The organism is Roseibium sp. Sym1, assembly GCF_027359675.1.
Lineage (GTDB): Bacteria > Pseudomonadota > Alphaproteobacteria > Rhizobiales > Stappiaceae > Roseibium.
In genome coordinates, this window is the sequence record NZ_CP114786.1 from 5,687,669 (window position 1) to 5,710,503 (window position 22,835).

General features: G+C 62.2%; 22 protein-coding genes. 11 read left to right on the top strand and 11 right to left on the bottom strand.

The features are described from left to right. The first annotated feature begins 16 nt into the window (after positions 1–16). From O6760_RS26360 to O6760_RS26380, 5 genes are all read left to right on the top strand, one after another. Positions 17–628 carry a CvpA family protein gene (locus O6760_RS26360; RefSeq protein WP_269582624.1) on the top strand — a complete coding sequence of 204 codons (612 nt, stop codon included), beginning with the start codon at positions 17–19 and terminating at the stop codon, positions 626–628. Between the two features lie 165 nt (positions 629–793). Continuing rightward, entirely contained in the window at positions 794–2,266 is a 1,473-nt protein-coding gene (purF, locus tag O6760_RS26365) for an amidophosphoribosyltransferase (protein ID WP_269582625.1), read from the top strand. 77 nt (positions 2,267–2,343) lie between these two features. Then, the gene (locus O6760_RS26370; protein ID WP_269582626.1) at positions 2,344–3,072 is read left to right on the top strand and encodes an SDR family NAD(P)-dependent oxidoreductase; all 729 of its coding nucleotides are present in this window, start codon (positions 2,344–2,346) and stop codon (positions 3,070–3,072) included. A 63-nt stretch (positions 3,073–3,135) separates the two neighbouring features. Continuing rightward, entirely contained in the window at positions 3,136–3,750 is a 615-nt protein-coding gene (locus tag O6760_RS26375; RefSeq protein ID WP_269582627.1) for an HAD family hydrolase, read from the top strand. A gap of 41 nt (positions 3,751–3,791) precedes the next feature. Continuing rightward, complete coding sequence (locus O6760_RS26380; protein ID WP_269586359.1) at positions 3,792–4,163, top strand: VOC family protein; 372 nt, start codon at positions 3,792–3,794, stop codon at positions 4,161–4,163. Between the two features lie 19 nt (positions 4,164–4,182). Here O6760_RS26380 and O6760_RS26385 read toward each other — a convergent pair whose 3' ends face one another. From O6760_RS26385 to O6760_RS26425, 9 genes are all read right to left on the bottom strand, one after another. Then, positions 4,183–4,980: an inositol monophosphatase family protein gene (locus tag O6760_RS26385; RefSeq protein WP_269582628.1), complete on the bottom strand. Its 798-nt coding sequence runs from the start codon at positions 4,978–4,980 to the stop codon at positions 4,183–4,185. Between the two features lie 91 nt (positions 4,981–5,071). After that, positions 5,072–6,499: a ribosome biogenesis GTPase Der gene (gene der / locus O6760_RS26390; RefSeq protein WP_269582629.1), complete on the bottom strand. Its 1,428-nt coding sequence runs from the start codon at positions 6,497–6,499 to the stop codon at positions 5,072–5,074. A gap of 48 nt (positions 6,500–6,547) precedes the next feature. Beyond that, positions 6,548–7,900 carry an outer membrane protein assembly factor BamB family protein gene (locus O6760_RS26395; RefSeq protein WP_269582630.1) on the bottom strand — a complete coding sequence of 451 codons (1,353 nt, stop codon included), beginning with the start codon at positions 7,898–7,900 and terminating at the stop codon, positions 6,548–6,550. Next, a complete protein-coding gene (locus O6760_RS26400) occupies positions 7,897–8,604 on the bottom strand; it encodes a tetratricopeptide repeat protein (RefSeq protein WP_269582631.1) in 708 nt (235 codons plus the stop codon). Before O6760_RS26400 ends, O6760_RS26395 begins: the two co-directional genes overlap by 4 nt. 200 nt (positions 8,605–8,804) lie before the next feature. Continuing rightward, positions 8,805–9,386: an NnrU family protein gene (locus tag O6760_RS26405; RefSeq protein ID WP_269582632.1), complete on the bottom strand. Its 582-nt coding sequence runs from the start codon at positions 9,384–9,386 to the stop codon at positions 8,805–8,807. Between the two features lie 98 nt (positions 9,387–9,484). Next, entirely contained in the window at positions 9,485–10,618 is a 1,134-nt protein-coding gene (locus tag O6760_RS26410; protein WP_269582633.1) for a Gfo/Idh/MocA family protein, read from the bottom strand. Positions 10,619–10,750: 132 nt separating this feature from the next. Further along, positions 10,751–11,155 (bottom strand): Fur family transcriptional regulator, encoded by a 405-nt coding sequence (locus O6760_RS26415; RefSeq protein ID WP_269582634.1) that lies wholly within the window; start codon positions 11,153–11,155, stop codon positions 10,751–10,753. Continuing rightward, the gene (locus O6760_RS26420) at positions 11,152–11,979 is read right to left on the bottom strand and encodes a metal ABC transporter permease (protein ID WP_269582635.1); all 828 of its coding nucleotides are present in this window, start codon (positions 11,977–11,979) and stop codon (positions 11,152–11,154) included. The genes O6760_RS26415 and O6760_RS26420 overlap by 4 nt, the downstream gene beginning before the upstream one ends. Further along, complete coding sequence (locus O6760_RS26425; RefSeq protein WP_269582636.1) at positions 11,969–12,823, bottom strand: ATP-binding cassette domain-containing protein; 855 nt, start codon at positions 12,821–12,823, stop codon at positions 11,969–11,971. Before O6760_RS26425 ends, O6760_RS26420 begins: the two co-directional genes overlap by 11 nt. Before the next feature lie 168 nt (positions 12,824–12,991). Between O6760_RS26425 and O6760_RS26430 the strand changes: the two genes are divergently transcribed. Continuing rightward, the gene (locus O6760_RS26430) at positions 12,992–14,395 is read left to right on the top strand and encodes a mannose-1-phosphate guanylyltransferase/mannose-6-phosphate isomerase (RefSeq protein ID WP_269582637.1); all 1,404 of its coding nucleotides are present in this window, start codon (positions 12,992–12,994) and stop codon (positions 14,393–14,395) included. 137 nt (positions 14,396–14,532) lie between these two features. Next, the gene (gene pcaF, locus O6760_RS26435; RefSeq protein ID WP_269582638.1) at positions 14,533–15,738 is read left to right on the top strand and encodes a 3-oxoadipyl-CoA thiolase; all 1,206 of its coding nucleotides are present in this window, start codon (positions 14,533–14,535) and stop codon (positions 15,736–15,738) included. A 9-nt stretch (positions 15,739–15,747) separates the two neighbouring features. On the opposite strand, the gene O6760_RS26440 is transcribed toward pcaF, so the two are convergent. Further along, on the bottom strand, positions 15,748–16,074 hold the full coding sequence (locus tag O6760_RS26440; RefSeq protein ID WP_269582639.1) for a hypothetical protein: 327 nt from the start codon (positions 16,072–16,074) through the stop codon (positions 15,748–15,750). Between the two features lie 389 nt (positions 16,075–16,463). Here O6760_RS26440 and O6760_RS26445 point away from each other — a divergent pair, with 389 nt between their 5' ends. Next, the gene (locus tag O6760_RS26445) at positions 16,464–16,613 is read left to right on the top strand and encodes a hypothetical protein (RefSeq protein WP_269582640.1); all 150 of its coding nucleotides are present in this window, start codon (positions 16,464–16,466) and stop codon (positions 16,611–16,613) included. A gap of 34 nt (positions 16,614–16,647) precedes the next feature. Here the strand turns inward: O6760_RS26445 and O6760_RS26450 are convergent, their stop codons facing one another. Then, positions 16,648–17,022: a hypothetical protein gene (locus tag O6760_RS26450; protein WP_269582641.1), complete on the bottom strand. Its 375-nt coding sequence runs from the start codon at positions 17,020–17,022 to the stop codon at positions 16,648–16,650. Positions 17,023–17,320: 298 nt separating this feature from the next. On the opposite strand from O6760_RS26450, the gene O6760_RS26455 reads away from it, so the two are divergent. From O6760_RS26455 to O6760_RS26465, 3 genes are read left to right on the top strand one after another with little or no spacing between them, the layout of a single operon-like run. Further along, the gene (locus tag O6760_RS26455) at positions 17,321–17,878 is read left to right on the top strand and encodes a PadR family transcriptional regulator (RefSeq protein ID WP_269582642.1); all 558 of its coding nucleotides are present in this window, start codon (positions 17,321–17,323) and stop codon (positions 17,876–17,878) included. 27 nt (positions 17,879–17,905) lie between these two features. After that, complete coding sequence (locus O6760_RS26460; protein WP_269582643.1) at positions 17,906–19,009, top strand: efflux RND transporter periplasmic adaptor subunit; 1,104 nt, start codon at positions 17,906–17,908, stop codon at positions 19,007–19,009. Continuing rightward, positions 19,006–22,575, top strand: a complete 3,570-nt coding sequence (locus tag O6760_RS26465) for an efflux RND transporter permease subunit (protein ID WP_269582644.1) — start codon at positions 19,006–19,008, stop codon at positions 22,573–22,575. The genes O6760_RS26460 and O6760_RS26465 overlap by 4 nt, the downstream gene beginning before the upstream one ends. The last annotated feature ends 260 nt before the right edge of the window (positions 22,576–22,835 follow it).

The window sequence follows — 22,835 nt, forward strand, 5'->3', positions numbered from 1 at the left end:
AGGAAATTTCAGGACCATGCCGATAACGCTGCTGGACGGACTGCTCTTGGTCATCATGTTCATTTCGGCGGTCCTTGCGATGATCCGCGGGTTTGTCCGGGAAGTCCTCTCGATCGTTTCCTGGGTGGCTGCGGCAGCTGCGGCGTTCCTGCTCTACGAACGGGTGCTTCCTTACACCAAGCAATATATCTCACACGATCTCGTCGCCATGGGCGTGTCCGCGGCGGCGGTTTTCCTGGTCACCCTGCTGGTCGTGAGCTATATCACCATGCGGATCTCGGACTTCGTGCTCGACAGCCGGATCGGCGCGCTTGACCGGACCCTGGGCTTTGTCTTCGGCGCGGTTCGCGGCCTGCTCCTGGTGGTCGTCGCGATGATGTTCTTCAACTGGTTCGTACAGCCGGACCAGCAGCCGCAATGGGTCAAGACCGCGAAGTCACGGCCGATCCTGCTGTCGATCGGGGAGCGGCTGGTGGCCGTCCTTCCGGAAGACCCGGAAAAGGCGATCCTGGACAAGATCCGTCAGAACGAACTGACAAGCGACAGCGCAAGTGCCCCGGCCGAGGAACCGGCCTATAGTGACACGGAACGTCAGGGCCTCGAACAACTGACGACTGACAGCAACTGACGCAGGGTCCAGACGCCCGCAAAATACTCCGCATCCAGCCCTCAACGGGCGTTGGATGCTTGAACCGTTCAAAATAGGTCAACGCGCTTCAGGCGATCACGGGAGACGTTGATCTGACGCCCCAGGCCGGACCTCCCAACCGGCCAGAATGAAGGAGTGTTCGCCATGACTGGCGGAACCGAGGTGCACGACCCGTTCGATATCAACGACGATACGCTGCGTGAAGAATGCGGTGTCTTCGGAATTCTGGGCCATGAGGACGCCAGCGCGCTGACGGCGCTCGGTCTGCATGCGCTCCAGCATCGCGGCCAGGAGGCCGCCGGCATCGTGACCGTCGACAATGAGCAGTTCCGCGCGGAGCGGCATCTCGGCCTCGTCGGCGACCATTTTTCCGATGCGGATACGATCGAACGGCTGAGCGGCAAGGCCGCCGTCGGCCATGTACGCTACTCCACCACCGGCGAGACGATCCTGCGAAACGTGCAGCCGCTATTCGCAGAACTGGATGGCGGCGGGATCGCGGTCTGTCATAACGGCAACTTCACCAACGCACTCACCCTCCGCCGCCAGCTGATCCGTGACGGCGCGATCTGCCAGTCGACTTCCGATTCCGAGGTGGTCCTCCAGCTCGTTGCGCGTTCGCGCAAGGGCAAGATCGTCGATCGCTTCATCGAGGCGATCACGCAGATGGAAGGCGCCTACTCGCTTGTGGCGCTGACGTCGAAGAAACTGATCGGTGCCCGCGATCCGCTCGGCATCCGCCCGCTGGTCCTCGGCGACCTCAACGGCGCTCCGATCCTGGCCTCCGAGACCTGCGCGCTGGACATCATCGGTGCGAAGTTCATCCGGGAAGTCGAAAACGGTGAGGTCATCGTGTGCACCTCGACCGGGATCGAATCCCACTTTCCCTTCGGCAAGCAGCAGGCCCGTCCCTGCATCTTCGAATACATCTATTTCTCGCGGCCCGATTCCGTCGTCGGCGGCCGCAGCGTCTACGACGTGCGCCGGGAGATGGGCAAGCAGCTCGCCCGTGAAACCCACACGGAAGCGGATGTGATTGTTCCGGTGCCGGACAGCGGCGTCCCTGCCGCCATCGGCTACAGCCAGGAAAGCGGCGTGCCGTTCGAACTCGGCATCATCCGCAACCACTATGTCGGCCGGACCTTCATCGAACCGACGCAGCAGATCCGCGCACTCGGCGTGAAGATGAAACACTCCGCCAACCGGGCCCGGATCGAAGGCAAACGCGTCGTGCTGGTCGATGACAGCCTGGTGCGTGGCACCACCTCGGTCAAGATCGTGCAGATGATGCGCGACGCCGGCGCCAAGGAAGTCCATTTCCGCCTGGCCAGCCCGCCGATCAAGTATTCCGACTATTACGGCATCGACACGCCCGTGCGCGAGAAACTTCTGGCCGCCAAATACGGCCTGGAGGAAATGCGCGCCTATATCGGGGCCGACAGCCTCGCCTTCCTGTCCGTGGACGGGATCTACAGGGCCATGGGCTTTGAAGGCCGCGACGATGCCAATCCGCAATTCACCGACCATTGCTTTACCGGCGACTATCCAACGCCGCTGACGGACCTGTCCGAGGATCAGGACTTCGTCAGTGCCCCGCGCCTGGTGGAAGTCGGCTGAGGCAGCCCACCCTTCAGAACGAACAGATTACCGCCCCCGGCATCGTCCGGGAGGCGGGTTGATCGAAGAGATCACGCATGAACAAAGACTTCGAAGGCCGGATCGCACTCGTGACCGGAGCCTCCCGCGGCATTGGCTACCAGATCGCGAAACAGCTTGGCGCGCGCGGCGCGCATGTGATCGCGCTCGCGCGCACCGTGGGCGCCCTGGAAGACCTGGACGACGAGATCCGGTCTGCCGGCGGCGAAACCACGCTGGTGCCGCTGGACCTCACCGATTTTGACGCGCTCGACCGCCTTGGCGCCGCGATCTATGAACGCTGGAAGAAGCTCGACATCTTCGTCGGCAACGCGGGCATGCTCGGAGTGTTGTCGCCGATCGGTCATATCTCGCCGAAGGATTTCGACAAGGTCATGGCGGTCAATGTCACCGCCAACTGGCGCCTGATCCGCTCGCTCGACCCGCTGCTGCGCCAGTCCGAGGCCGGACGGGCCCTCCTCCTCACCTCGGTCCAGGCCCAGACCTGCACGGCCTTCTGGGGGCTGCAGTCGATCAGCAAGGCCGCGGTGGAAGCCATGGCCCGGACCTGGGCCCAGGAAAGCCAGAAAACCGCGATGAGGATCAACCTGGCCGATCCCGGTCCCACAAGAACCGGTTTGCGCGCCAAGGCGATGCCGGGGGAAGTCGCGGACAACCTGCCTCAGCCGACCGAGGTCGCCGCGGAGCTCCTGCCTCTCCTGAAACCCGACATTCTGGAAAACGGCAAGCTGTTCGACCGGGTCAGCAAGGACTGGGTCTCGCCATAAAGGCTCCTCAATTTTGAAATTCCATCGCTTTCGGGTCACCATACGGTCCGGGAGTGAGCGAACATGCGTACCGACATCAAAGCGATTGCCTGGGATTTTGACGGCGTTCTCAACCGAAACGTCGTCGACGGGCGCTTTGTCTGGGCGGACGCGCTCGAGGAAGATTTCGGCATTTCTCCGGAGGAATTCCAGAGCGGTATCTTCAACAGCACCTTTACCCATGTCATCAGCGGCAAGGCCGACCTCAAGGACCATGTGCAGAACTGGCTCGACCAGGCCGGACACGCGTTCAACGCCTCCGTGCTCATCGACTACTGGTTTGAGAAGGATGACCTGAAGGACCCTTACACCTGCGGTCTGGTCGACGAGATCCGGAGCCTGGGCGTGGAGCAAATCATCGCGACCAACAATGAAGACCGGCGCGCCAGCTACATCGAGGACACGACCGGGTTTCTGTGCCTCGTCAGCCGCATCTTCTCCTCCGGCCGTATCGGGCATGCAAAACCCGACACCGGGTTTTTCAATCATGTCAGCGACACGCTCGGCCTGCCGCCGGGCGACATCCTGCTGATCGACGACAGTGCGGCCAATGTCAGGGCCGCCGAGGCGCTCGGCTGGAAGGGCTTTCACTTTACCGGGAAGACACGTTTCGACCTTGCGCCCTTCCTTGGCCTTTGACAGCATCGCGGCAGAACGAAATCGGCAGAAGGCCTCACGTGATGCAGCTCGGCGCGTTTTCCATCAGCCTGACGGTCAAGGATCTTCAAAAATCGAAGGCCTTCTACGAAGGCCTCGGATTTTCGGAAACGGGCGGGTCCGGCGACGACGGCTGGGTGATCCTGAAGAACGGCGATACCGTCATCGGCCTGTTCCAGGGCATGTTCGAGAAGAACATGCTGACCTTCAACCCGGGCTGGACCCAGGCCGCGGAAAAACTGGACGGTTTTCAGGATATCCGTGAGATCCAGAAGGAACTGAAAGCCAAAGGCTATCAGTTCGCCTCGGAGGCCGACGAAACCACGTCAGGCCCCGCCAGCTTCGTGCTGGTCGACCCGGACGGCAACCCGGTCCTGGTCGATCAGCACGTATGATCCCCGTCAGACGGCAAGGCTATGCCGCTTCCAGCGGTGCAAACGAGCTTTCGGCAATTTCCCTGAGGTCTTCGTAGACACCCGGTGCGCCGACCACGACGCGGGCGCCGTGGTAGAGGGCATGGTTGACGTCCTGCTCCATGACAATACCGCCCGCCTCTGCCGTCAGCAGCATGCCGGCGAGGCAGTCCCAGGCGTTCATGTGCGATTCCACGTAACCGATCAGGCGGCCGGAGGCCGCATAGGCGAGCATCAATCCGCCGGAAGCGTTACGGAAAAACACGCCCCCCTTGGACACCACCGCGCCGACCACGTTGACCGCGTCCGTGATCGCGGTCCGGCCATTGAAGCCGACGCCGACCGACCCGTTGGAAAGGCTCTGGCTGTCGGAGATCCGGATCGGCTTGCCGTTCAGGAAGGCGCCGTGACCGGCCGCCGCCTTGAAGGTTTCCCCGGCCACCGGGTCATGGATGACGCCGACAATGACCTGTCCCTGGTGCACGCAGGCAATGATGACGCACCATTGCGGGATGCCGGCGACAAAATTGGCGGTGCCGTCGATGGGATCCGTGACCCAGGTATAGCCGGACGCGCCTTCCTCCATGCCGTGTTCCTCACCGAGAATCCCGTCTTCCGGATAGGCCTTGGCAAGTTCCTCGCGGATCAGCGTTTCGACATTGCGGTCCGCTTCGGAGACGAGATCCTGGTGCCCCTTCCGCGTGACCGTCAGGGTGTCCAGCTTGCGAAAATAATCGAGCCCCAGCTCCCCGGCTTTTTCGGCAAGGGCCACGGCGAAATCAAGCCGTTCCATCGACATCAACACGTCTCCTTCAAAGGCTGTGCAGGGCGCCGAGCTTCCCTGGACGGAAGCACGCGCATCCCAAAACTCCGGAACGGCAACGCTCCGGCTACTGAATCTTTCTCTTTTTCCTGGGCGCATAGGGGTTCTCGCCCTTGCGGTAGGACAGCCGGATGGGCGTTCCCTGAATGTTGAACGTCTCCCGCAGGGAATTGACCAGGTAGCGCGTGTAGCTCTCCGGCAACTGTTCCGGACGCGAACAGAAGGCCACGAAATGCGGCGGGCGCGTTTTCGGCTGGGTCATGTAGCGCAACCTCACCCTGCGGCCGGCGACCGCCGGGGGCGGATGGTTCGCCGTGACCTTGTCCAGCCAGCGGTTCAGCTTCGCGGTGGACACGCGCGCGTTCCAGGCCTCGTAGGCGTCAAAGACGCTCTCGACCAGCCGGTCGATGCCCTGCCCCTGAAGCCCGGACAGCGTCGCGATACGAACGCCGCGTATCTGGTTGAAATAGCGTTCGTTGGCATCCCGGATCTTTTTCCAGGCAGCTTCACGGTCCTCGATCAGGTCCCACTTGTTGATGGCGATGACCAGTGCCCGGCCTTCGCGCGCCACCAGATCGATGATCTGCAGGTCCTGTTTCTCGAAGGACATGGTCGCGTCCAGCGTGATCACGACGACCTCGGCAAACTTGATCGCCCGCAACGCATCGGCAACGGAGAGCTTTTCCAGCTTCTCCTGCACGCGTGCCTTCTTGCGAATGCCCGCCGTGTCGAACAGCTTGATGTGCCGGTCCCGCCAGGACCAGTCGACGGAAATGGAATCGCGCGTGATGCCGGCCTCGGGACCGGTCAGCATGCGGTCCTCGCCCAGCATCCGGTTGATCAGCGTGGACTTGCCCGCATTCGGCCGGCCGACGATTGCGACCCTGAGAGGGCGCTCCTTCGTGCCAACCGGATCCTCCTCGTCGATGATCTCGCCGTCCTCGTCGACATCGACATTGGTCACGGCCTCGTCCCGGCGCGCCTCTTCCTCTTCGGTGACACGGTCGACATGCGGCTTCAGGGCGTCATAGAGGTCGGCAAGTCCCTCGCCGTGCTCGGCGGAGATTGCAATCGGCTCACCAAGACCCAGCGAATAGGATTCATAAAGGCCGCTTTGACCTGCCCGCCCCTCCGCCTTGTTGGCCAGCAGGATCACCGGGCGGGTGGTCTTGCGGGCCACTTCGGCGAAATGTGCGTCCAGCGGCGTAACCCCTGCGCGCGCATCGATGACGAACAGCACCGCGTCAGCCGTCTGGATAGCCTCTTCGGTCTGCCGGCGCATGCGCCCTTCCAGCGTGCTGCGCTCCGCGTCTTCCAGGCCGGCCGTGTCGATAATGGTAAAGCGCAGGTCGCCCAGACGGGCTTCGCCCGGTCTCCGGTCGCGCGTCACGCCGGGCGTGTCGTCGACCAGGGCCAGACGCTTGCCGACCAGACGATTGAACAGCGTGGACTTGCCGACATTCGGCCGTCCGATAATGGCGACAGTGGCGCCCACAGCGATAACTCCTGACAGGCGGGCCTGATTGGAGCCCGCCTCTGAATGCTAATTGAAGGCAGCGACGCCGTCATTCCCGGTGAGGACGACCACGCGTCCACCGGCCACGATCGGCGTGACATAGACATCGGTATTGGTGCGCTGGGTCAACATGGTGTTGCCGGACGACGCATCCACGATGGCGACCTGTCCGTCGCTTGAAAAGGCAACCAGCGAACCGTTGGCCAGGATCGGCCCGGCCCAGTTGCGCCTTTTCTTCTTTTTCTCGGGCCGTGGCAAGGCCGTAGCCCAAAGGGTCTCGCCATTCTTCAGGTTGAGCGCAACCATGCGATCATCCAGGTCAACCATGAACAGCGCGCTGCCGGAGACGACAGGCGTGTGCACGCTGCCCAGATCCTGCTCCCAGCGGCGCTGGCCCGTGCGTGCGTCGACGGCAACGGTCCGCCCGGATACCCCCGTCGCATAGACCGTATTTCCGGCCACCACCGGGCTCGCGGAAACATCTGCCAGGCCTGACAGCGCCAGCGTTCTGACGCCGCGCGTAACGCCGTCGATCCAGGCGGGCTCGCCATCCTTGATATTGATTGCCATGATCTCGCCAGAGGAGAACGGCACAATGACCCGGTTGCCGGAAATTGCCGGATTGGCCGCCGACAGAAGACCAGCGGTCTCCTCGATGCCGGCATAGGACCAGGCCACCGACCCATCGGACTGGTTCAGGGCATAGACCTCGTTGGACTGCGAGACGACGAATACGTGTCCCGCTCCTGCAACGGGAGCGCCGCGAGCCGGCGTATCGATATCGACTTTCCAGATCTCCCGGCCGGAACCGGCTTCGAGCGCTGCGACCTGTCGATAGCTGGTCGCGGCATAGACAACACCGCCTTCGACGGTGACCCCACCGCCCGGGCCGATGTCGCGTTCGCCTTCCGGCCGCAGGTTCTGTGTCCATTGCCGGCCGCCACCGGTGGACAGGGCAACCACTTCACCATTGGGCTTGTAAACGTAGATGCGGCTGCCATCGCTTACCGGGCGGGACGACAGCCGGAGCGCGGCGGACGTAAGTCCGCGGCCCGACGCGCCGACCCGTGCCTGCCAGGCGCGGTTGCCGGAAACGGAGATCGCCACATTGCCGGGGTCATTGGTCAAGCCGCCGCCCGCCGTGGTCCATGTCTGGCCACCGGTCGCGGGTCCCACCTTTGCGGCCTGCCCCAGGGCAGAGGCTACCGGATCCGTGCTGTCGAAGACCGGCTGGCGCTCGCCAGGCAGGATCTTTTCCCGGCTGAACGGGTTCAAGTTGCCGGCAAAGTCACTGACGGAGCCACACCCGGTCAACGCGAGCGACAAGGCAACAACGCCCAGCAATCCGCCCTTGCGGCGAGAAACGGTGACAAAGCTCACTGGTTGCTTCCTTCGCTGTCCGCCTGGCTTGCTGCGGAGCTGTCCTGCACGGCCTCGCCTTCCCTGGACCGGATCAGGTCCCGCAAGATGGCGACACGCCGGGTCACGTCGACCGGCGTCTCGGCATCTTCCTCCAGAGCGGTCAGCCACTGGCGCAACATGTCGACATTGCCGTCTTTCCAGGCACTGAGGGCGAGAAGTTCACGTGCAGCCGAACGAAACGGGCTGGTTTCCCCGGTCAGACGCTCGACGCGATCCGCGATCGCGGCATATCCTTCCGTATCGACGGCAAGATAGGCGGCCCGCAGCGCAGCCATGTCACGGACGGCTTCCAACTGGCCACTGTCGCGCGACAGGGCATCGAATTCCGCCAGCGCGTCCCCGGTTTCTCCCGCATTGGCGAGGTCCGTCGCGCGGCGCAACTGGGCCAGCGCCGGGTATCCGCCAACCGCCGATTCCAGCTCGCCATAAAGCGCGGCGGCTTCCTGGTAGTTGCCTTCTTCCGACAGCTGAATGGCATCGAAGAAAGTGTCCCCGGCGCTCTGGGACTGCTGCTCCTGCCAATAGAGCCAGCCCCGGTATCCACCGGTGCCGATGACAATCAGGACCGCAACGCCGATCACCCAGGGGCCGAAACGGTCCCAAAGCCGACGGTATTTTTCCTGGCGGATATCTTCATCGACTTCACGAAAAATGTCAGACATGCGTGTCTATTTCCTGCATTCACTTCTTCGGCCCGGCTCAATTGTCCGGGCAGTGCCCCTTATCGAGTGGCGCACATTATCCATTTGATCCGCCTCGGGCAATTCCCTGATCGGGCTTAAAACGGTCCATCGTGGCGCAAGTGGGGCAATCTTTGGCGAAATACCGATTTCCGGCGGTTTTTTCGAGCCTTTTGAACGGCTCAGCTCACCGGGACCCCGATCAGCCATACATGCAGCTTCCAGACAAACACGCCGTAAAGGGCAAGCCCAACCAGAATCACGACGATATCGGCATATTTGCCGGGCGCGCCCGTCACTGCGGCCACCTGGCCGGCGCCCGGGCCGCGGCGTTTCACCGAGATCCGGTCAACCACCGCCCAGGCAAGAAAACCGCCGAACAGAAGCACGGATGCCAGATCCCCATTGGCAAGAAGATGCGCAAGCGCCCACAGCTTGACCGCCACCAGCATCGGGTGCTTCAGCGTGTTCCTGATCCGGCTGGGAACGTAGGCCGCCACAAGGAAAATGAACACCGGGACCATCAGCAACATGGTCACATGACGCAACCAGAAGGGCGGATCGTAGATGAGCGGCGAACCGTCGAACCGCGCGACGCCATATCCGTAGATCGTCAGTCCAAGCCCCGCGAGGGAGACCAGCGTGAACAGTCCCTTGTATCCATTCTCGCCAAGCTTCGAGACCAACCCGGCCCGCACCGACGGAGCCATCGGCACGGCATGCGAGCCAAAAAACAAGATCAGCCCGGCAATCAATAAAACCATTTCCGCTCTCCCTGGATGCCCGCGTGCGGCATGGCGCAGGTTGTACCGCCTGCAACCGTGCGGACCATACGGGGCGCGAGCAGCCCCTGCAACAGCCCTCAGCGCAACAGCCGTTCTGCCTCAGCGGGTCCTAGTGTTTCCGGACGGGTCGCCGGGTGTTCGATGTCCACGAACGTTCCCGTTTCACCGGACTTGAGAATGGACACCATGACATCGACGGCGTGAAGCGCCCGGTCGAGCGAACACCGGTAGTCTCCCCCGGCATGGATCGCCCGGGCCATGTCCGCAAGTCCCGCCGCCCGGTAATTGGCCTTTTTCACGCCCTGGTCGTCGACATTGCCGACGCCGAACGGGTGATCCGAGCCGTTCAGGTGCCGGCGTTCGCCCGAAGGCTCCGCCAGGGTCACTTCCCCTCCGAAAAAGTTGGGATCGGGCAGGAAAAGCGTGCCCTTGGTGCCGTAAAGCTCCATCGGCGCATGCCCGTGTGCCCAGACATCCCAGCTTGCGGTCAGTGTCACCGTCGCACCGCTCTCGAATTCCAGAAGGGCGTGGATGGTGGTGGGTGTCTCGACACTGATGCGTTCGCCGTGACGCGTGCCATTTCCGATCGTGCGGGACTTGAACGCGGCGGACGACAACGCGCCGACCCGTTTGACCGGCCCGATGAGGTTGACGAGGCTGGCGATGTAATAGGGCCCGAGATCGAGTACCGGCCCGCCCCCCGGTTTGTAGAAGAAGTCCGGATTGGGATGCCAATGCTCCATGCCATGGTTCATGACATGACAGGTTCCGCCGACAACGTCACCGATCATGCCGGTGTCGATGGCCTGCCTGGCCGCCTGCTGCGCACCTCCCAGGAAAGTGTCCGGCGCACAGCCGACCAGCAGGTTTTTCCTGTGGGCCAGATCGCTCAGCGCCTGCCCGTCGCGCAAGGACAGCGCCAGCGGCTTTTCGGAATAGACATGTTTGCCGTGCACGAGAATTTCGTGAGACACCAGGTAGTGGGCGTCCGGCACAGTCAGGTTGACGATGAGATCGATGTCCTCGGCAAGGAGGAGATCATGCACTGTTTCGGCGCGAATGCCATATTCCCGCGCCCGCGTTTTCGCGGCATTTGCATTCAGGTCCGCACAGGCACGGATGTCGAGACCGGCAAAACCGGGGGCCAGGTCCAGATAGGTTTTCGAAATGCTGCCGCATCCGATGATGCCGATACCGAGAACATCTGCCATTGGCGTCTCCTGTTCGCTCACGGACCAGTTTAGACCATTCCGGTTCGCATGGCGTGAAAAGCCTTCGGGCTGGAGCGGTCTCAACCGTCGACAGCGATTGGAGCGGTTTTGTCCCGGTCCAGGGGCCTGCCCCTAGGCCGCGGCGCAGGCCTGGCAGGTGCCGCGCAGCTCGATCGTGGTTCTGGAGAGGTGGAAGCCCTCCTCCCTGGTCCATTCCTCCAGGCAGGCAATGGCCTTGTCCGGCGTGAATTCGCTGACCAGTCCGCATTTCTCACAGATCGCAAAGGCCGCCGCACCGTGACCGGCGCACCCCTTGTGAGAGCAGGCGACGAAGGCATTGAGGCTTTCCAGGCGGTGAACCAGGCCATATTCCACGAGCTTGTCCAGAGCCCGGTAGACTTGCAGCGGCGCCCGGAAGCCGCTGTCGCGCAGCAGGTCGAGAATCGCGTAGGCGGTCAGCGGACCGTCCGCATCGGAAAGTGACCCGAAGACCAGGGACTGGTTTTTCGTCAGGTCGGGATGGGCCTGAGCATTCACGGACGGTCTCCTTTCGACGACTGACTCAGCCTTCTCACGATTTGCCCCCCGGGAACAAGGCTGATGATGAACAGCACCATTGCCGCAACCACGATCGACGGGCCCGAGGGCGTGTCATAGTGCAGGGACGTGTAGAGGCCGCCAGCCACCGCGGCAGCTCCGGTCAAGGCGGCAATGACCGCCATCTGTTCCGGTGAGCCTGACACGCGGCGCGCGGCCGCGGCCGGAATGATCAGCAGTGCGGTGATCAGCAGTGCCCCGATGACCTTCAGCGATATGGCGATGACGATGGCGGTCAGCAGGATGAACACCAGTTCCGTGCGCTCCGGGCGCAGCCCCTCACTGGCTGCCAGGTCCGGGCTGACCGTGGCTGCGAACAGGCGCCGCCAGATCAGCGCCAGCAGGCCCAGAACCACGGCGCCGCCGCAGTAGATCAGGACGATATCCAGGCGCGTCACGGCAAGAATATCGCCGAACAGCAGCCCGAGCAGATCGATCCTGACCCAGGTCATGAACGCCAGGCTGACGAGCCCGAGAGCGAGCGCCGAATGGGACAGGAGCCCGAGTATGGCATCGGAAGACAGCGTGTCGCGCCGCCGAAGCATGATCAGCAGCGCCGCAAGGATGAGACACACGCCCCCGACCGCGACCATGGTGTTGATGTTCAGCAGCAGGGACAGGGCGACGCCCAGCAAGGCGGCATGGGACAGCGTGTCGCCGAAATAGGCCATCCGCCGCCAGACGATGAAGCAGCCCAGCGGGCCGGCAACAAGGGCAACACCAATCCCGGCAACCAGGGCGCGGACAAAGAAATCATCCAGCATCGCGCAGTCCATCCTGGTTTGAACGCCCCTCGTGAATGTGGCCGTCTCCGCCGTGGTCATGATGCTCGCCGGCGCAGGAGGAACACACGGACCCGTCCGTGTGCCTCACCTTGCCGTCCGTCAGATGCACATGGTCGTGATGATGCTCGTAGACGGCAAGCGCGGAGTTTCGGCGGGTCCCGAACAGCGCATGGTAACTGTCGTCCTGGCTGACGTCCGAGGGGGTTCCGCGGCAGCAGACGTGACCGTTGAGGCAGATCACCTGATCGGCCTGTGCCATGACAACATGCAGATCGTGGGAGATCATCAGGATGCCGCAGCCAAGCGTGCCGCGGATGTCGCTGATGAGATCGTAGATCGCGATTTCACCGGAGTAATCGACACCCTGAACGGGTTCGTCGAGCACCAGCAGGTCCGGATTGCGCGCGATGGCGCGCGCCAGCATGACCCGTTGCAGCTCGCCACCCGACAATGCGCGGACCTCGGAACCGAAAAGACGTTCGGCACCTGTACGGGAAAGCGCTGCCTTGCAGTCGGCGTCGCTCAGAGGATTGGTCAGGCGCAGAAACCGCGCGACGGTCAGCGGAAGGGTCCAGTCGATCGCAAGTTTCTGCGGGACATAACCGACCTTGAGGCCGGGCCGGCGGTCCGCGCGCCCTTCCGTCGGCTTCAAGATGCCGAGAGCGAGCTTGGCCGTTGTCGATTTACCCGATCCGTTCGGGCCGATAAGGGTCACGATCTCGCCCGGAGAGACCGTCAGGTCGACACCTCGCACCAGCCACTGATCGCCTTTGCGTATGCCTGCTCGGTCCAGCCGGACCAGCCCGGATCCCGGATTTGTCATGGTTTTGAAAGCCTGCTTAGCGCCAACAGCGCAAGATCAAGTACGTTACATTATTACATATGTAGCCGTCCGGTGCCCTGCTTGCAACCGTCCCAATGGTCCTCCACACTGACCGGACCCTCGAGATGAACGGAATCGGCGCCAAAGCGGCAGCACAGGTACCAAACCATGATTTTTCCTTGCATTTTGTCCGGCGGGGTCGGATCCCGCCTCTGGCCACTGTCGCGCACCGACAGGCCGAAGCAGTTTCTGCCCCTGTTCGGCGGGGAAAGCCTTTTCCAGAAAACATGCCGCCGGATCGATCATCCGGATTTTGCTGCCCCGATCGTGATCGGAAGCAATGCGCACAGGTTCCTGATCGGCGAGCAGATGTCGGAACTCGGCAAGGCGGCGCAGCTGATTCTCCTGGAACCCGTCGGCCGCAACACCGCTCCCCCTGCCCTGATGGCCGCGATGATCGCGCAAGAGACCGACCCCGAGGCCCTGGTCCTGCTGCTGCCCTCAGACCATCTCATCGGCAGGGAAGAGGTCTTTCTCGAGACGGTCAGGGCCGCAGAACCGGCCGCCCGGAACGGACAGATCGTCACGTTTGGCATCCAGCCGACCGAGCCCAACACGGGCTACGGCTATATCCGGGTCGCCGCCGGCAGCGAAGCGGTTCGCCCCGTGGAGGCCTTTGTCGAAAAACCGGATCTGGCCACTGCCGAAAGCTTCCTTGAAGACGGCGGATATTTCTGGAACGCCGGCATTTTCCTTTTCTCTGCAAAAACGATGATCGACGCATTCAGGCAGCTGCAGCCGGCGCTCTACGAGGACATTGTCGCGGTCATGGAAACCCGTCATGGCGACCTGGATTTTACACGCCTGGACGAGGCGGCCTTTGCAAACCTGGACAATATCTCGATCGACTACGCGATCATGGAGAAGGCTGCGAATGTCGCCTGCGCACCGGTTGCCCCGGATTGGGATGATCTCGGATCCTGGTCTGCCATCTGGGCGGTGCTCGACAAGGACGACAGCGGCAATTGCGCGCTCGGGGACGCCCGGTTCCTGGACAGCAGCAACTGCCTTGCCTTCGCCGAACGCGGTCTTGTTTCGGTGATCGGACTTGAGAACGTCATGGTGATCGCGACCACCGACAGCGTTCTGGTTGCGCACAAGGACGCCTCGCAGGAGGTCAAGACCGTGGTGGAACAACTGAAATCGGAGGGACGCCACGAGGTTGACCGGCACCCGCGCGCCTACAAGCCCTGGGGCTACACCGAGCGGATCAATGCCGGTGACCGGTTCGCGGTACAGTCGATGTTGATCAAACCCGGCAAACGCCTCAGCCTGCAGAATCATTTGCACAGGGCCGAACACTGGGTCGTTGTCTCCGGCACCGTGGAAATCACGATCGACGGCAAGACATCGCTGCTCAGCGAAAACCAGTCCGCCTACGTGCCTCTCGGCGCCCTGCACACCCTGCACAATCCGGGCAAGATCCCGGTCAGGATGATCGAAATCCAGTCCGGCACCTATCTGGCCGAGGACGATATCGTCCGCCACCCGGATCCGTCACAAAAAAACTGACCAACACGCCATTTCTGTGACACGTCTTGCCTTATCCATCGAAATCCGGCAAGACTTGCCGCGATCCCGGGCGAGGCGCCCGCAAGGGTCTGTCAACGCGCGACGGTCTGGCAACGCGCGACGGTCTGGGAGGAACCATGCACCACGTTTATATCTGCGACTATGTCCGCACGCCGATTGGCCGCTATGGCGGCAAGTTGTCGGCGGTGCGCACGGACGACCTCGGCGCAATTCCGATCGGCGCCCTGATGGAGCGCAATCAGGATACCGACTGGACCGCTGTTGACGATGTCTTCTACGGTTGCGCCAACCAGGCAGGTGAAGACAACCGCAATGTCGCCCGCATGTCTTCACTGCTTGCAGGCCTGCCGGAAACAGTGCCGGGCTTGACTTTGAACAGGCTCTGCGGCTCGGGCATGGATGCCCTGATCACGGCGGCACGGGCAATCAAGAGCGGCGAGATCGACCTAGCGATTGCCGGGGGTGTGGAAAGCATGTCACGGGCCCCGTTCGTGATGCCGAAGGCGGACACAGGCTTTTCGCGCAATGCGGAGATTTATGACACGACCATCGGCTGGCGGTTCGTCAACCCGCTTCTGAAAGACCAGTACGGTATCGATTCCATGCCGGAAACCGCGGAAAATGTTGCCGCGGACTTCTCGATTTCCCGGGCGGACCAGGATGCCTTCGCGCTGCGCAGCCAGCAACGCGCGGTCGCTGCACAGGAAAACGGACGTCTTGCCGAGGAAATCGTTCCGGTCATGATTCCGCAGCGCAGGGGCGACCCGGTCCTTGTCGACAAGGACGAACATCCCCGTGCGGGCACCACGCTCGAGCAGCTTAACGGTCTCAAGGCCCCCTTCCGCGAAAACGGCTCGGTGACCGCCGGAAATGCCTCGGGTGTCAACGATGGCGCCGCGGCGCTGCTTGTCGCGTCCGAAGCCGCGGTCGAGAAGCACAATCTCAACCCGATTGCCCGCATCATAGGCGGGGCGACCGCCGGTGTGCCACCCCGGATCATGGGGATCGGACCGGCTCCGGCAACACGAAAGCTGTGTGCCCAATACGGTCTCGTGCTGTCCGAGTTCGATGTCATCGAACTCAACGAGGCCTTCGCCGCTCAGGCGATTGCGGTCATGCGCGATCTCGGCCTGCCCGAGGAGGCAGATTTCGTCAACCCCAATGGCGGCGCGATTGCCCTGGGCCATCCGCTGGGCATGTCGGGAGCCCGGATAACCGGGTCGGCAGCACTGGAATTGAAGAAACGCGGCGGCAAGCTGGCGCTGGCGACCATGTGCATCGGTGTCGGCCAGGGCATTGCGATCGCCCTCGCCGCGGTCTGACCGACTGGATCAGGTCAGTGGAGACCGGGATTCCGTGTCCCGTCTCCGCACATGGTCGAAACCGTTCGCGGACAGAACCACGTCTTTCGCGCGCCGGTCCGCCCCGGCGCCGGAGGCATCGACCCTCTGGCGCTGCTTGATGTCCGTTTCGACGTTCTCGATCTTCTCCGCCAACCGTTCAAACAGCATTGTCGGCATGCGCAAGGCCGCGACAAAGATGGTTACCGCCTCCTCGGAGGCCGTTTGCCAGTTCACCTGACCAACTTCCCGATAGACACCTTCCGCGAGCTGCTTCAGCTCGACCGCGTCTTCAACCAACTGCCGCACCAGTTGCACTGTTCGTTCCGGATTGTTGGCGACCCAGACCGCCGACAGAAGGGAAACCAGAGAAAAAACATATATGTGGAAACTTCTATTGAAAAAACGCATTACAACCCCAAGATTTGGTTAACAATTATTTAACCTATCCTTGGTCGTATAAGATCATTCCTGCTACCGCAACCGATACAGCTGGTTCTGAAGGCCAATTTTTAGCAAGTTGGTTAATTCGCTGCGGAAATCGTCCCCTGATCTGCCCGATCACAACCGTGACGCTACGGCATTCATCCCTCGCGTTTCCGCTTGCGTGATTGTCACAAATGCGGGTCCGTAAAATTTTACAAGACGTGTTACCGGGGCCTTAGAGCCTGTGAGTGTACAAGCCCTCATCGCAAACGGAGGCCGCCATGATGAAAAGGACCGAGGAGATGAAACTCTCGTCCGCCGGATTGCTGCTTCTATTGACCGCTGTCGCCATGACGCTTTTCGCGGCGCTGGGGCCAAAACAGGACAGTTTTGCCCGCACCAACGTTCATATTCAGAACAGCCTGCGATGACCCCTGCGCGCTCAATGCGCGCTGTTTCCGGCCCTTAGCGGTATAGTCCACGCCTCTGCTGTGCCGGGACGATCACCGGAATTGGTTTCAACTCGCCTGCGAACACCTTTCGCCGCCGTCCGCCTGACCTTCCGCCGCCCCGGCCGCTTTCCCCCAGCAACATGATCGCAGAGCCGATCACGACAGATCCGAGCGTGATTACCAATGCAAAGGCGAGCATGACGACCGGCAGGACGGGATTCTCCGAGGACAGCACGAGCACCCTGAGATTTCCGATATTGGCCGCGAAAATACCGCCCATCACGAGACCGGCGATGCCAATGCCAGCAAGGCCGTTGATCACCAGGAGCCTGAACAGAGGATCCTTCGGCAGAGCCATGCGATACAAACGGTTTTTCGGTTTGGCCATCCGGCCCTCCCCTGACGATAAGTGCGACAATAGCCGGACCAGCCTAGACCTGTTTCCGCCAACCCAACAACCTGTCAATTAAACGGGTAATCCATTGCGAATTGAAAGATGAGATTCTGTTCATCAATTGAAAAATTTTGTGCAACGCACTCTTGATCTATACCGACACTATATATATTTGTTCGATATATCGACCCAGCATATGACACTTCTGACAATGCCCCCTTGCGCAAATATGCTCGCGCGGGCGTTGGAGAAGCCGGTCACGCCGGAAGGACGCTTCCGGCCGGAGACACCGATGAGCGTACGAAGCCTTTGCCTAGCGATCCTGTCCTTCGGGGATGCCACCGGATACGAGATCCGTAAGGAATCCACCGAGGGGCGCTTCAGCTATTTCGAAGACGCCAGTTTCGGATCGATCTACCCCGCGCTTGCGCGGCTGGAAGCCGAAGGCATGGTCACCGTGCGCGAAGAACCCCAGGCGGGTAAACCCGCGCGCAAGGTCTATTCGATCACGGAAGCCGGCCGGACCGAGTTCATCAGTTCCCTGTGCGAACCTCAGGCACCCGACACCTTCAAATCCCCTTTCCTCCTGATTGCGCTCAATGCGGCACAGCTGCCCCCCGACGTCATTCGCCGGGCGCTGGAACGCCGCAAGGCCCAGGTGCAGGAAGAGCTGCGCCTGCTCACGGATTGCGAACAGCAACAGCAATGTTCGCATCCCGGGTCCAGCTGGACCCGGGAATACGGCATAGCCTGCATGAAATTTACCCTCGCCCATCTGGAAGAGCACGGCGAGGCCCTGATCAAGATCGCCGAAGACGCGGCCCGCCCCCTCCCGGCGGCCGCCGAGTAGGCCTGACGTTTCTTGGAGTTTGACAGAATGCGCGTGAAATTTTCCTACATCCTGGCCGCCGGCCTCGCAGCCGGCATCGGCTTCTGGATGTACAGCGGCACCACCGTGATCGGCGGTGTCGGCGACAGTGAACATGCCACTCCGCCGCCGGCCTTGCGTGTCAGCGAGGCCGCCAAGGAAGCCTTCCGGGTCCAGGTAAGGCGTCTTGTGGCGCAGGATCGCCAGGCTGTTCTCGAGGTCCGGGGCCGGACAGAGGCCGAAGCCAAGGTCGCCGTGCGCTCCCAGACCACCGACGATGTCATCGAACGCCCGGCGCGCGAAGGCGCGAAGGTCGCGGCCGGAGACGTTTTGTGCGTGCTGGATAAAGGCACGCGCGAGGCGAGCATCCTGGAAGCCAAGGCCGCGCTGGCGCAGGCCGAACTCGATCATGAAGCGGCGACCAAGCTGAACAGCAAGGGCTTCACGGCCCAGACCCGTGTGGCCGCCCTGCAGGCACAGCTTGATGCCGCCAAGGCCCGCCTGAAGGAAGCCGAGGCCGAACTGCAACGGACCATCATCCGGTCGCCGATCGACGGGGTCATCGAAAGCCCGATGGCCGATGTCGGTGCTCAGCTCAACAACGGCGGCATTTGCGCCACCGTGGTCAATTCAGATCCGATGATCGCCATCGGGCAGGTTTCGGAACTGAGCATCGGCCAGATTTCGCTCGAGATGCCGGCCAAGGTGAAGCTGATCACGGGTGAAACCCTCGAGGGCAAGGTGCGCTACATCTCGCCGTCCGCAAATCCGGACACACGCACCTTCCGCATCGAGATCGAGCTGCCGAACCCGGACGGCAAGGCACGCGATGGCGTCACGGCGGTCACCATGCTGCCGCTGCCGTCGGAGAAAGCCCACAAGATCTCGCCCGCGATCCTGACGCTGAACGATGCCGGTCAGGTCGGCATCCGCGCCGTGGACAAGAACAACAAGACCGTTTTCTACCCGGTCAAGGTGCTGGGCGGCGAACAGGACGGAATGTGGATCGGCGGGCTGCCGGAAGAAGTGGTCGCCATCACCGTTGGGCAGGAATACGTCTCGGATGGGGAACTGGTTGAACCGGTCTACGAGACGGCAGAGGTGAGCCAATGATTGATATGCTCGAAGGCGTCCTGCGGCGCCCGAAAACGATTTTTGTGCTGATGCTGGCGCTGATCGTCGCCGGTGTCGCGACATATATTTCCATTCCCAAGGAAGCCAGCCCCGACATCGACCTGCCGATCTTCTACATTTCGGTGACGCAGCAGGGCATTTCTCCGGAAGATTCCGAGCGCCTGCTGGTGCGGCCGATGGAAACGGAGCTGCGCGGCCTGGACGGCCTGAAGGAGATCACCGCGATCGCCTCGGAAAGCCACGCCGGTATCGTTCTGGAATTCGACATCTCGTTCGACAAGGACGAGGCGCTGGCGGATGTGCGCGACAAGGTCGACCAGGCGAAGAGCAAGCTTCCGGACGAGGCCGAGGAGCCGACGATCACGGAGATGAACTTCGCGCTCGCGCCGACGATGATCGTCGCCCTGTCCGGCAACGTGCCGGAACGCACACTCTACCAGCATGCACGACGCCTGAAGGACGAAATCGAGGCGATTGATAGCGTGCGCTCGGCCGATCTGACCGGTCACCGCGAAGAGCTGCTCGAGGTGCTGATCGACACGGAACGGCTGGAGTCCTATGCCATCACCCAGCAGGAGCTGCTCAACACGCTCCAGCTCAACAACCAGCTGGTGCCGGCCGGTTTCATCGATGGCGGCAAGGGACGGTTCAACGTCAAGGTTCCCGGCCTCGTCGAGACCGTCGAGGATGTCTACTCCCTGCCGCTAAAGCAGAGCGGCGAAGGCGTTGTCACACTGGCTGACGTGTCGGAGATCCGCCGCACATTCAAGGACGCCAACGCCTATACGCGCGTCAATGGCAATCCGGCGATTGCGCTCCAGGTGGTCAAGCGCATCGGCACCAACATCATCGAGAACAACGCCGCAGTGCGCGCGGTCGTCGAGAATGCCTCGAAGGACTGGCCGGAGACGATCCGCGTCGACATGATGCTGGACCAGTCCAACAACATCTACGAGGTTCTGGGCTCGCTGCAGTCCTCGATCCTGACCGCGATCTTCCTGGTGATGATCCTTGTGCTGGCCGCGCTCGGCCTGCGCTCGGCCCTGCTGGTCGGCCTGGCGATCCCGACCTCCTTCATGGTCGGCTTCCTGATCCTCGGCGGCATCGGCCAGACGGTCAACAACATGGTCATGTTCGGCCTCGTGCTCACCGTCGGCCTGCTCGTCGACGGCGCCATCGTGATGACCGAATATGCCGACCGCAAAATCCACGAGGGCATGAAGGACCGCGAGGCCTATATCCGAGCCGCGCGGCTGATGTTCTGGCCGATCGTCTCGTCCACGGCGACGACGCTGGTCGCGTTCCTGCCGATGCTGCTGTGGCCGGGTGTCGCCGGCGAGTTCATGAGCTATCTGCCGATCATGGTGATCATCGTCCTGAGCGCCTCGCTGTTCACGGCGATGGTGTTCCTGCCGGTGACCGGCGGCATCTTCGCGCAGATGTCGCACTGGATGAGCCGGCACGCGGCACTGTTAATGGCGCTTGTGGTTGCCCTGACCTTCGCCGTGGTCGTCGGGGCCGGTCCGTTCGTTCCCGCAGCGCTTGCCGGCATCGTTCCGGCGGCCGCAATCATTCCGGCCACGGTGCTCGTGGCAATCACCATATTCCTGGTGACCGGCTACAGTGCCTATCGCGTCCTGCGCCCGTTCGTGCGCTGGTCGCAGGCCCGCGCCGCGATACGGGCCGAAAAGGAACGCGCCGAAGCAGCCGCACTCTCCGGAACGGAAGCCTTCGACGTCAAAAAGGTCAGCGGCTTCACCGGAATTTATGTCCGGGTCCTGAAGCTGTTCGCCGGCAATCCGGTGGGCAATGTCGCCGCCATCCTGCTGCTGGTCGGAACCTGCGGTGCGATCTTTGTCAGTTTCGCGTCCAATCCGACCGGTGTCGAATTCTTCATCGAGGAAGAACCCGAGCAGGCGGTCGTGCTGGTCTCCGGGCGGGGCAACATGTCCGCCGCCGAGGCGCGCGACCTGGTGGTCCAGGTCGAAGACAAGCTCATGACGATCCCGGGTGTCGACAACGTCATCACCAACGCGTTCACGCCCGGCGGGTCGTCCGGAGGTCCGTCCGTTGGCGACGTTCAGGACAAGCCGGCCGATGTCATGGGCGAGATCAATATCGAGCTCGCGGATTTCTGCTGCCGGCGCGTGGCCAAGGAAATCTTCGCCGATATCCGCGCCGCGACGTCCGACATCCCGGGCATCAAGGTGGAAACCCGCAAGATCGAAGGCGGTCCGCCCACCGGCAAGGATGTGCAGCTGGAAATCAAGTCGACCGACTATGACGACATGGTCGCCGCGGTTGCCCGCGTCCGTGCCCATATCGACGGCATGGAAACGCTGGTCGACCAGGAAGACGACCGTCCCCTGCCCGGCATCGAATGGCAGATCTCCATCGACCGGGAACAGGCAGGCCGCTACAAGGCGCATATCGCCTCCGTCGGCAACATGGTCCAGCTGGTCACCAACGGTGTCCTGATCGGCACCTACCGGCCCGGCGACAGCGAGGACGAGGTAGATATCCGTGTCCGCCTTCCTGAGAACGAGCGCACCATCGACCGTTTCGACCAACTGCGCTTGCAGACGGACCTGGGCCTGGTGCCGATGGCGAATTTCGTCAGCCGCGAACCGTCCCAGAAGGTCTCGGAAATCGTTCGCCGTGACGGTTTCTACTCCATGTATGTCAAGGCGGGCGTCAATCCGGAAAGCGGGTCCAACCCGACGGAACAGGTTGCCGAGGTCCAGAAATGGCTCGACAGCCAGGAATGGCCGTCCAACGTCTTCCTGAAGTTCCGCGGCGCGGACGAGGATCAGCAGGAATCGTTCGAATTCCTGATGAAGGCCATGGTCGCCTCGCTGTTCCTGATGTTCCTGATCCTGCTGACGCAGTTCAACTCGTTCTACCAGACCTTCCTGACGCTCTCGACGGTGGTCCTGTCGGCGTTCGGCGTGCTGCTCGGCATGCTGCTGACCAACCAGCCGTTCTCGATCATCATGACCGGGACCGGGGTGGTGGCGCTGGCCGGGATCGTGGTGAACAACGCGATCGTCCTGATCGACACCTACAACCGGTTCCTGCATGACGGCCTTGAACCGCTGGACGCGATCCTGAAAACCTCCGCCCAGCGTATCCGGCCGATCCTGCTGACCACGATCACGACCATTGCCGGTCTGGTTCCGATGGCCACCATGATCAATTTCGATTTCTTCAATCAGGTGGTCACCTATGGCGGCATCACGGCCGTCTGGTGGGTACAGCTTGCCACAGCCGTGATTTCGGGTCTTGCCTTCTCGACCTTGCTGACGCTGTTGATGATCCCGGTCATGATCGCGCTGCCGAGCGTCTGGTCAAAGTCCTTCTGGAGCGTGGTCGGATACTTCCGGCACACACCGGCCGTTGCCATGGGAACTGCGGGAGACCAGGACGCCCAATGGACCGACCCGCAACAGGAACAGGAGCGCCCGGCGGCCAAGGTGGTTTCGATGCCAAAGCCGTCGGTGCCCAAAGCCCCCCCGCAGGAGGAACTGCCGCACGCCGCGGAATGAGTTTCCATTCCTCCAACAAGAGGCCGCCGTTTTCGGCGGCCTTTTTGTTTGGGTGCAGCATCCAAAAGTCCACCTTTTCAAAAAGAGTTCGGCTACCCACTGAGGTCATCCCGGCCTTGAGCCGGGACCCAATCCACGTCTCAGCTGGCTTGATCTGCCGGATTGGGCCGAAGGTTTCCACACCACCCTGCCTCCATCATCTGCTCTGGAAACGAGTGGGTCCCCGATCGCGCTTCGCTTGTCGGGGATGACACGAGGTG

Bases quoted from the DNA above. Each gene is read 5' to 3' on its own strand.
- O6760_RS26420 (WP_269582635.1), bottom strand. From the start codon at position 11,979: ATGCTGGATGATTTCTTTGTCCGCGCCCTGGTTGCCGGGATTGGTGTT.
- O6760_RS26450 (WP_269582641.1), bottom strand. From the start codon at position 17,022: ATGGCCAAACCGAAAAACCGTTTGTATCGCATGGCTCTGCCGAAGGAT.
- O6760_RS26385 (WP_269582628.1), bottom strand. From the start codon at position 4,980: ATGTCGATGGAACGGCTTGATTTCGCCGTGGCCCTTGCCGAAAAAGCC.
- O6760_RS26375 (WP_269582627.1), top strand. From the start codon at position 3,136: ATGCGTACCGACATCAAAGCGATTGCCTGGGATTTTGACGGCGTTCTC.
- pcaF (WP_269582638.1), top strand. From the start codon at position 14,533: ATGCACCACGTTTATATCTGCGACTATGTCCGCACGCCGATTGGCCGC.
- O6760_RS26430 (WP_269582637.1), top strand. From the start codon at position 12,992: ATGATTTTTCCTTGCATTTTGTCCGGCGGGGTCGGATCCCGCCTCTGG.
- purF (WP_269582625.1), top strand. From the start codon at position 794: ATGACTGGCGGAACCGAGGTGCACGACCCGTTCGATATCAACGACGAT.
- O6760_RS26360 (WP_269582624.1), top strand. From the start codon at position 17: ATGCCGATAACGCTGCTGGACGGACTGCTCTTGGTCATCATGTTCATT.
- O6760_RS26455 (WP_269582642.1), top strand. From the start codon at position 17,321: ATGAGCGTACGAAGCCTTTGCCTAGCGATCCTGTCCTTCGGGGATGCC.
- O6760_RS26410 (WP_269582633.1), bottom strand. From the start codon at position 10,618: ATGGCAGATGTTCTCGGTATCGGCATCATCGGATGCGGCAGCATTTCG.
- O6760_RS26405 (WP_269582632.1), bottom strand. From the start codon at position 9,386: ATGGTTTTATTGATTGCCGGGCTGATCTTGTTTTTTGGCTCGCATGCC.
- O6760_RS26400 (WP_269582631.1), bottom strand. From the start codon at position 8,604: ATGTCTGACATTTTTCGTGAAGTCGATGAAGATATCCGCCAGGAAAAA.
- O6760_RS26370 (WP_269582626.1), top strand. From the start codon at position 2,344: ATGAACAAAGACTTCGAAGGCCGGATCGCACTCGTGACCGGAGCCTCC.
- O6760_RS26425 (WP_269582636.1), bottom strand. From the start codon at position 12,823: ATGACAAATCCGGGATCCGGGCTGGTCCGGCTGGACCGAGCAGGCATA.
- O6760_RS26465 (WP_269582644.1), top strand. From the start codon at position 19,006: ATGATTGATATGCTCGAAGGCGTCCTGCGGCGCCCGAAAACGATTTTT.
- O6760_RS26445 (WP_269582640.1), top strand. From the start codon at position 16,464: ATGATGAAAAGGACCGAGGAGATGAAACTCTCGTCCGCCGGATTGCTG.
- O6760_RS26460 (WP_269582643.1), top strand. From the start codon at position 17,906: ATGCGCGTGAAATTTTCCTACATCCTGGCCGCCGGCCTCGCAGCCGGC.
- O6760_RS26380 (WP_269586359.1), top strand. From the start codon at position 3,792: ATGCAGCTCGGCGCGTTTTCCATCAGCCTGACGGTCAAGGATCTTCAA.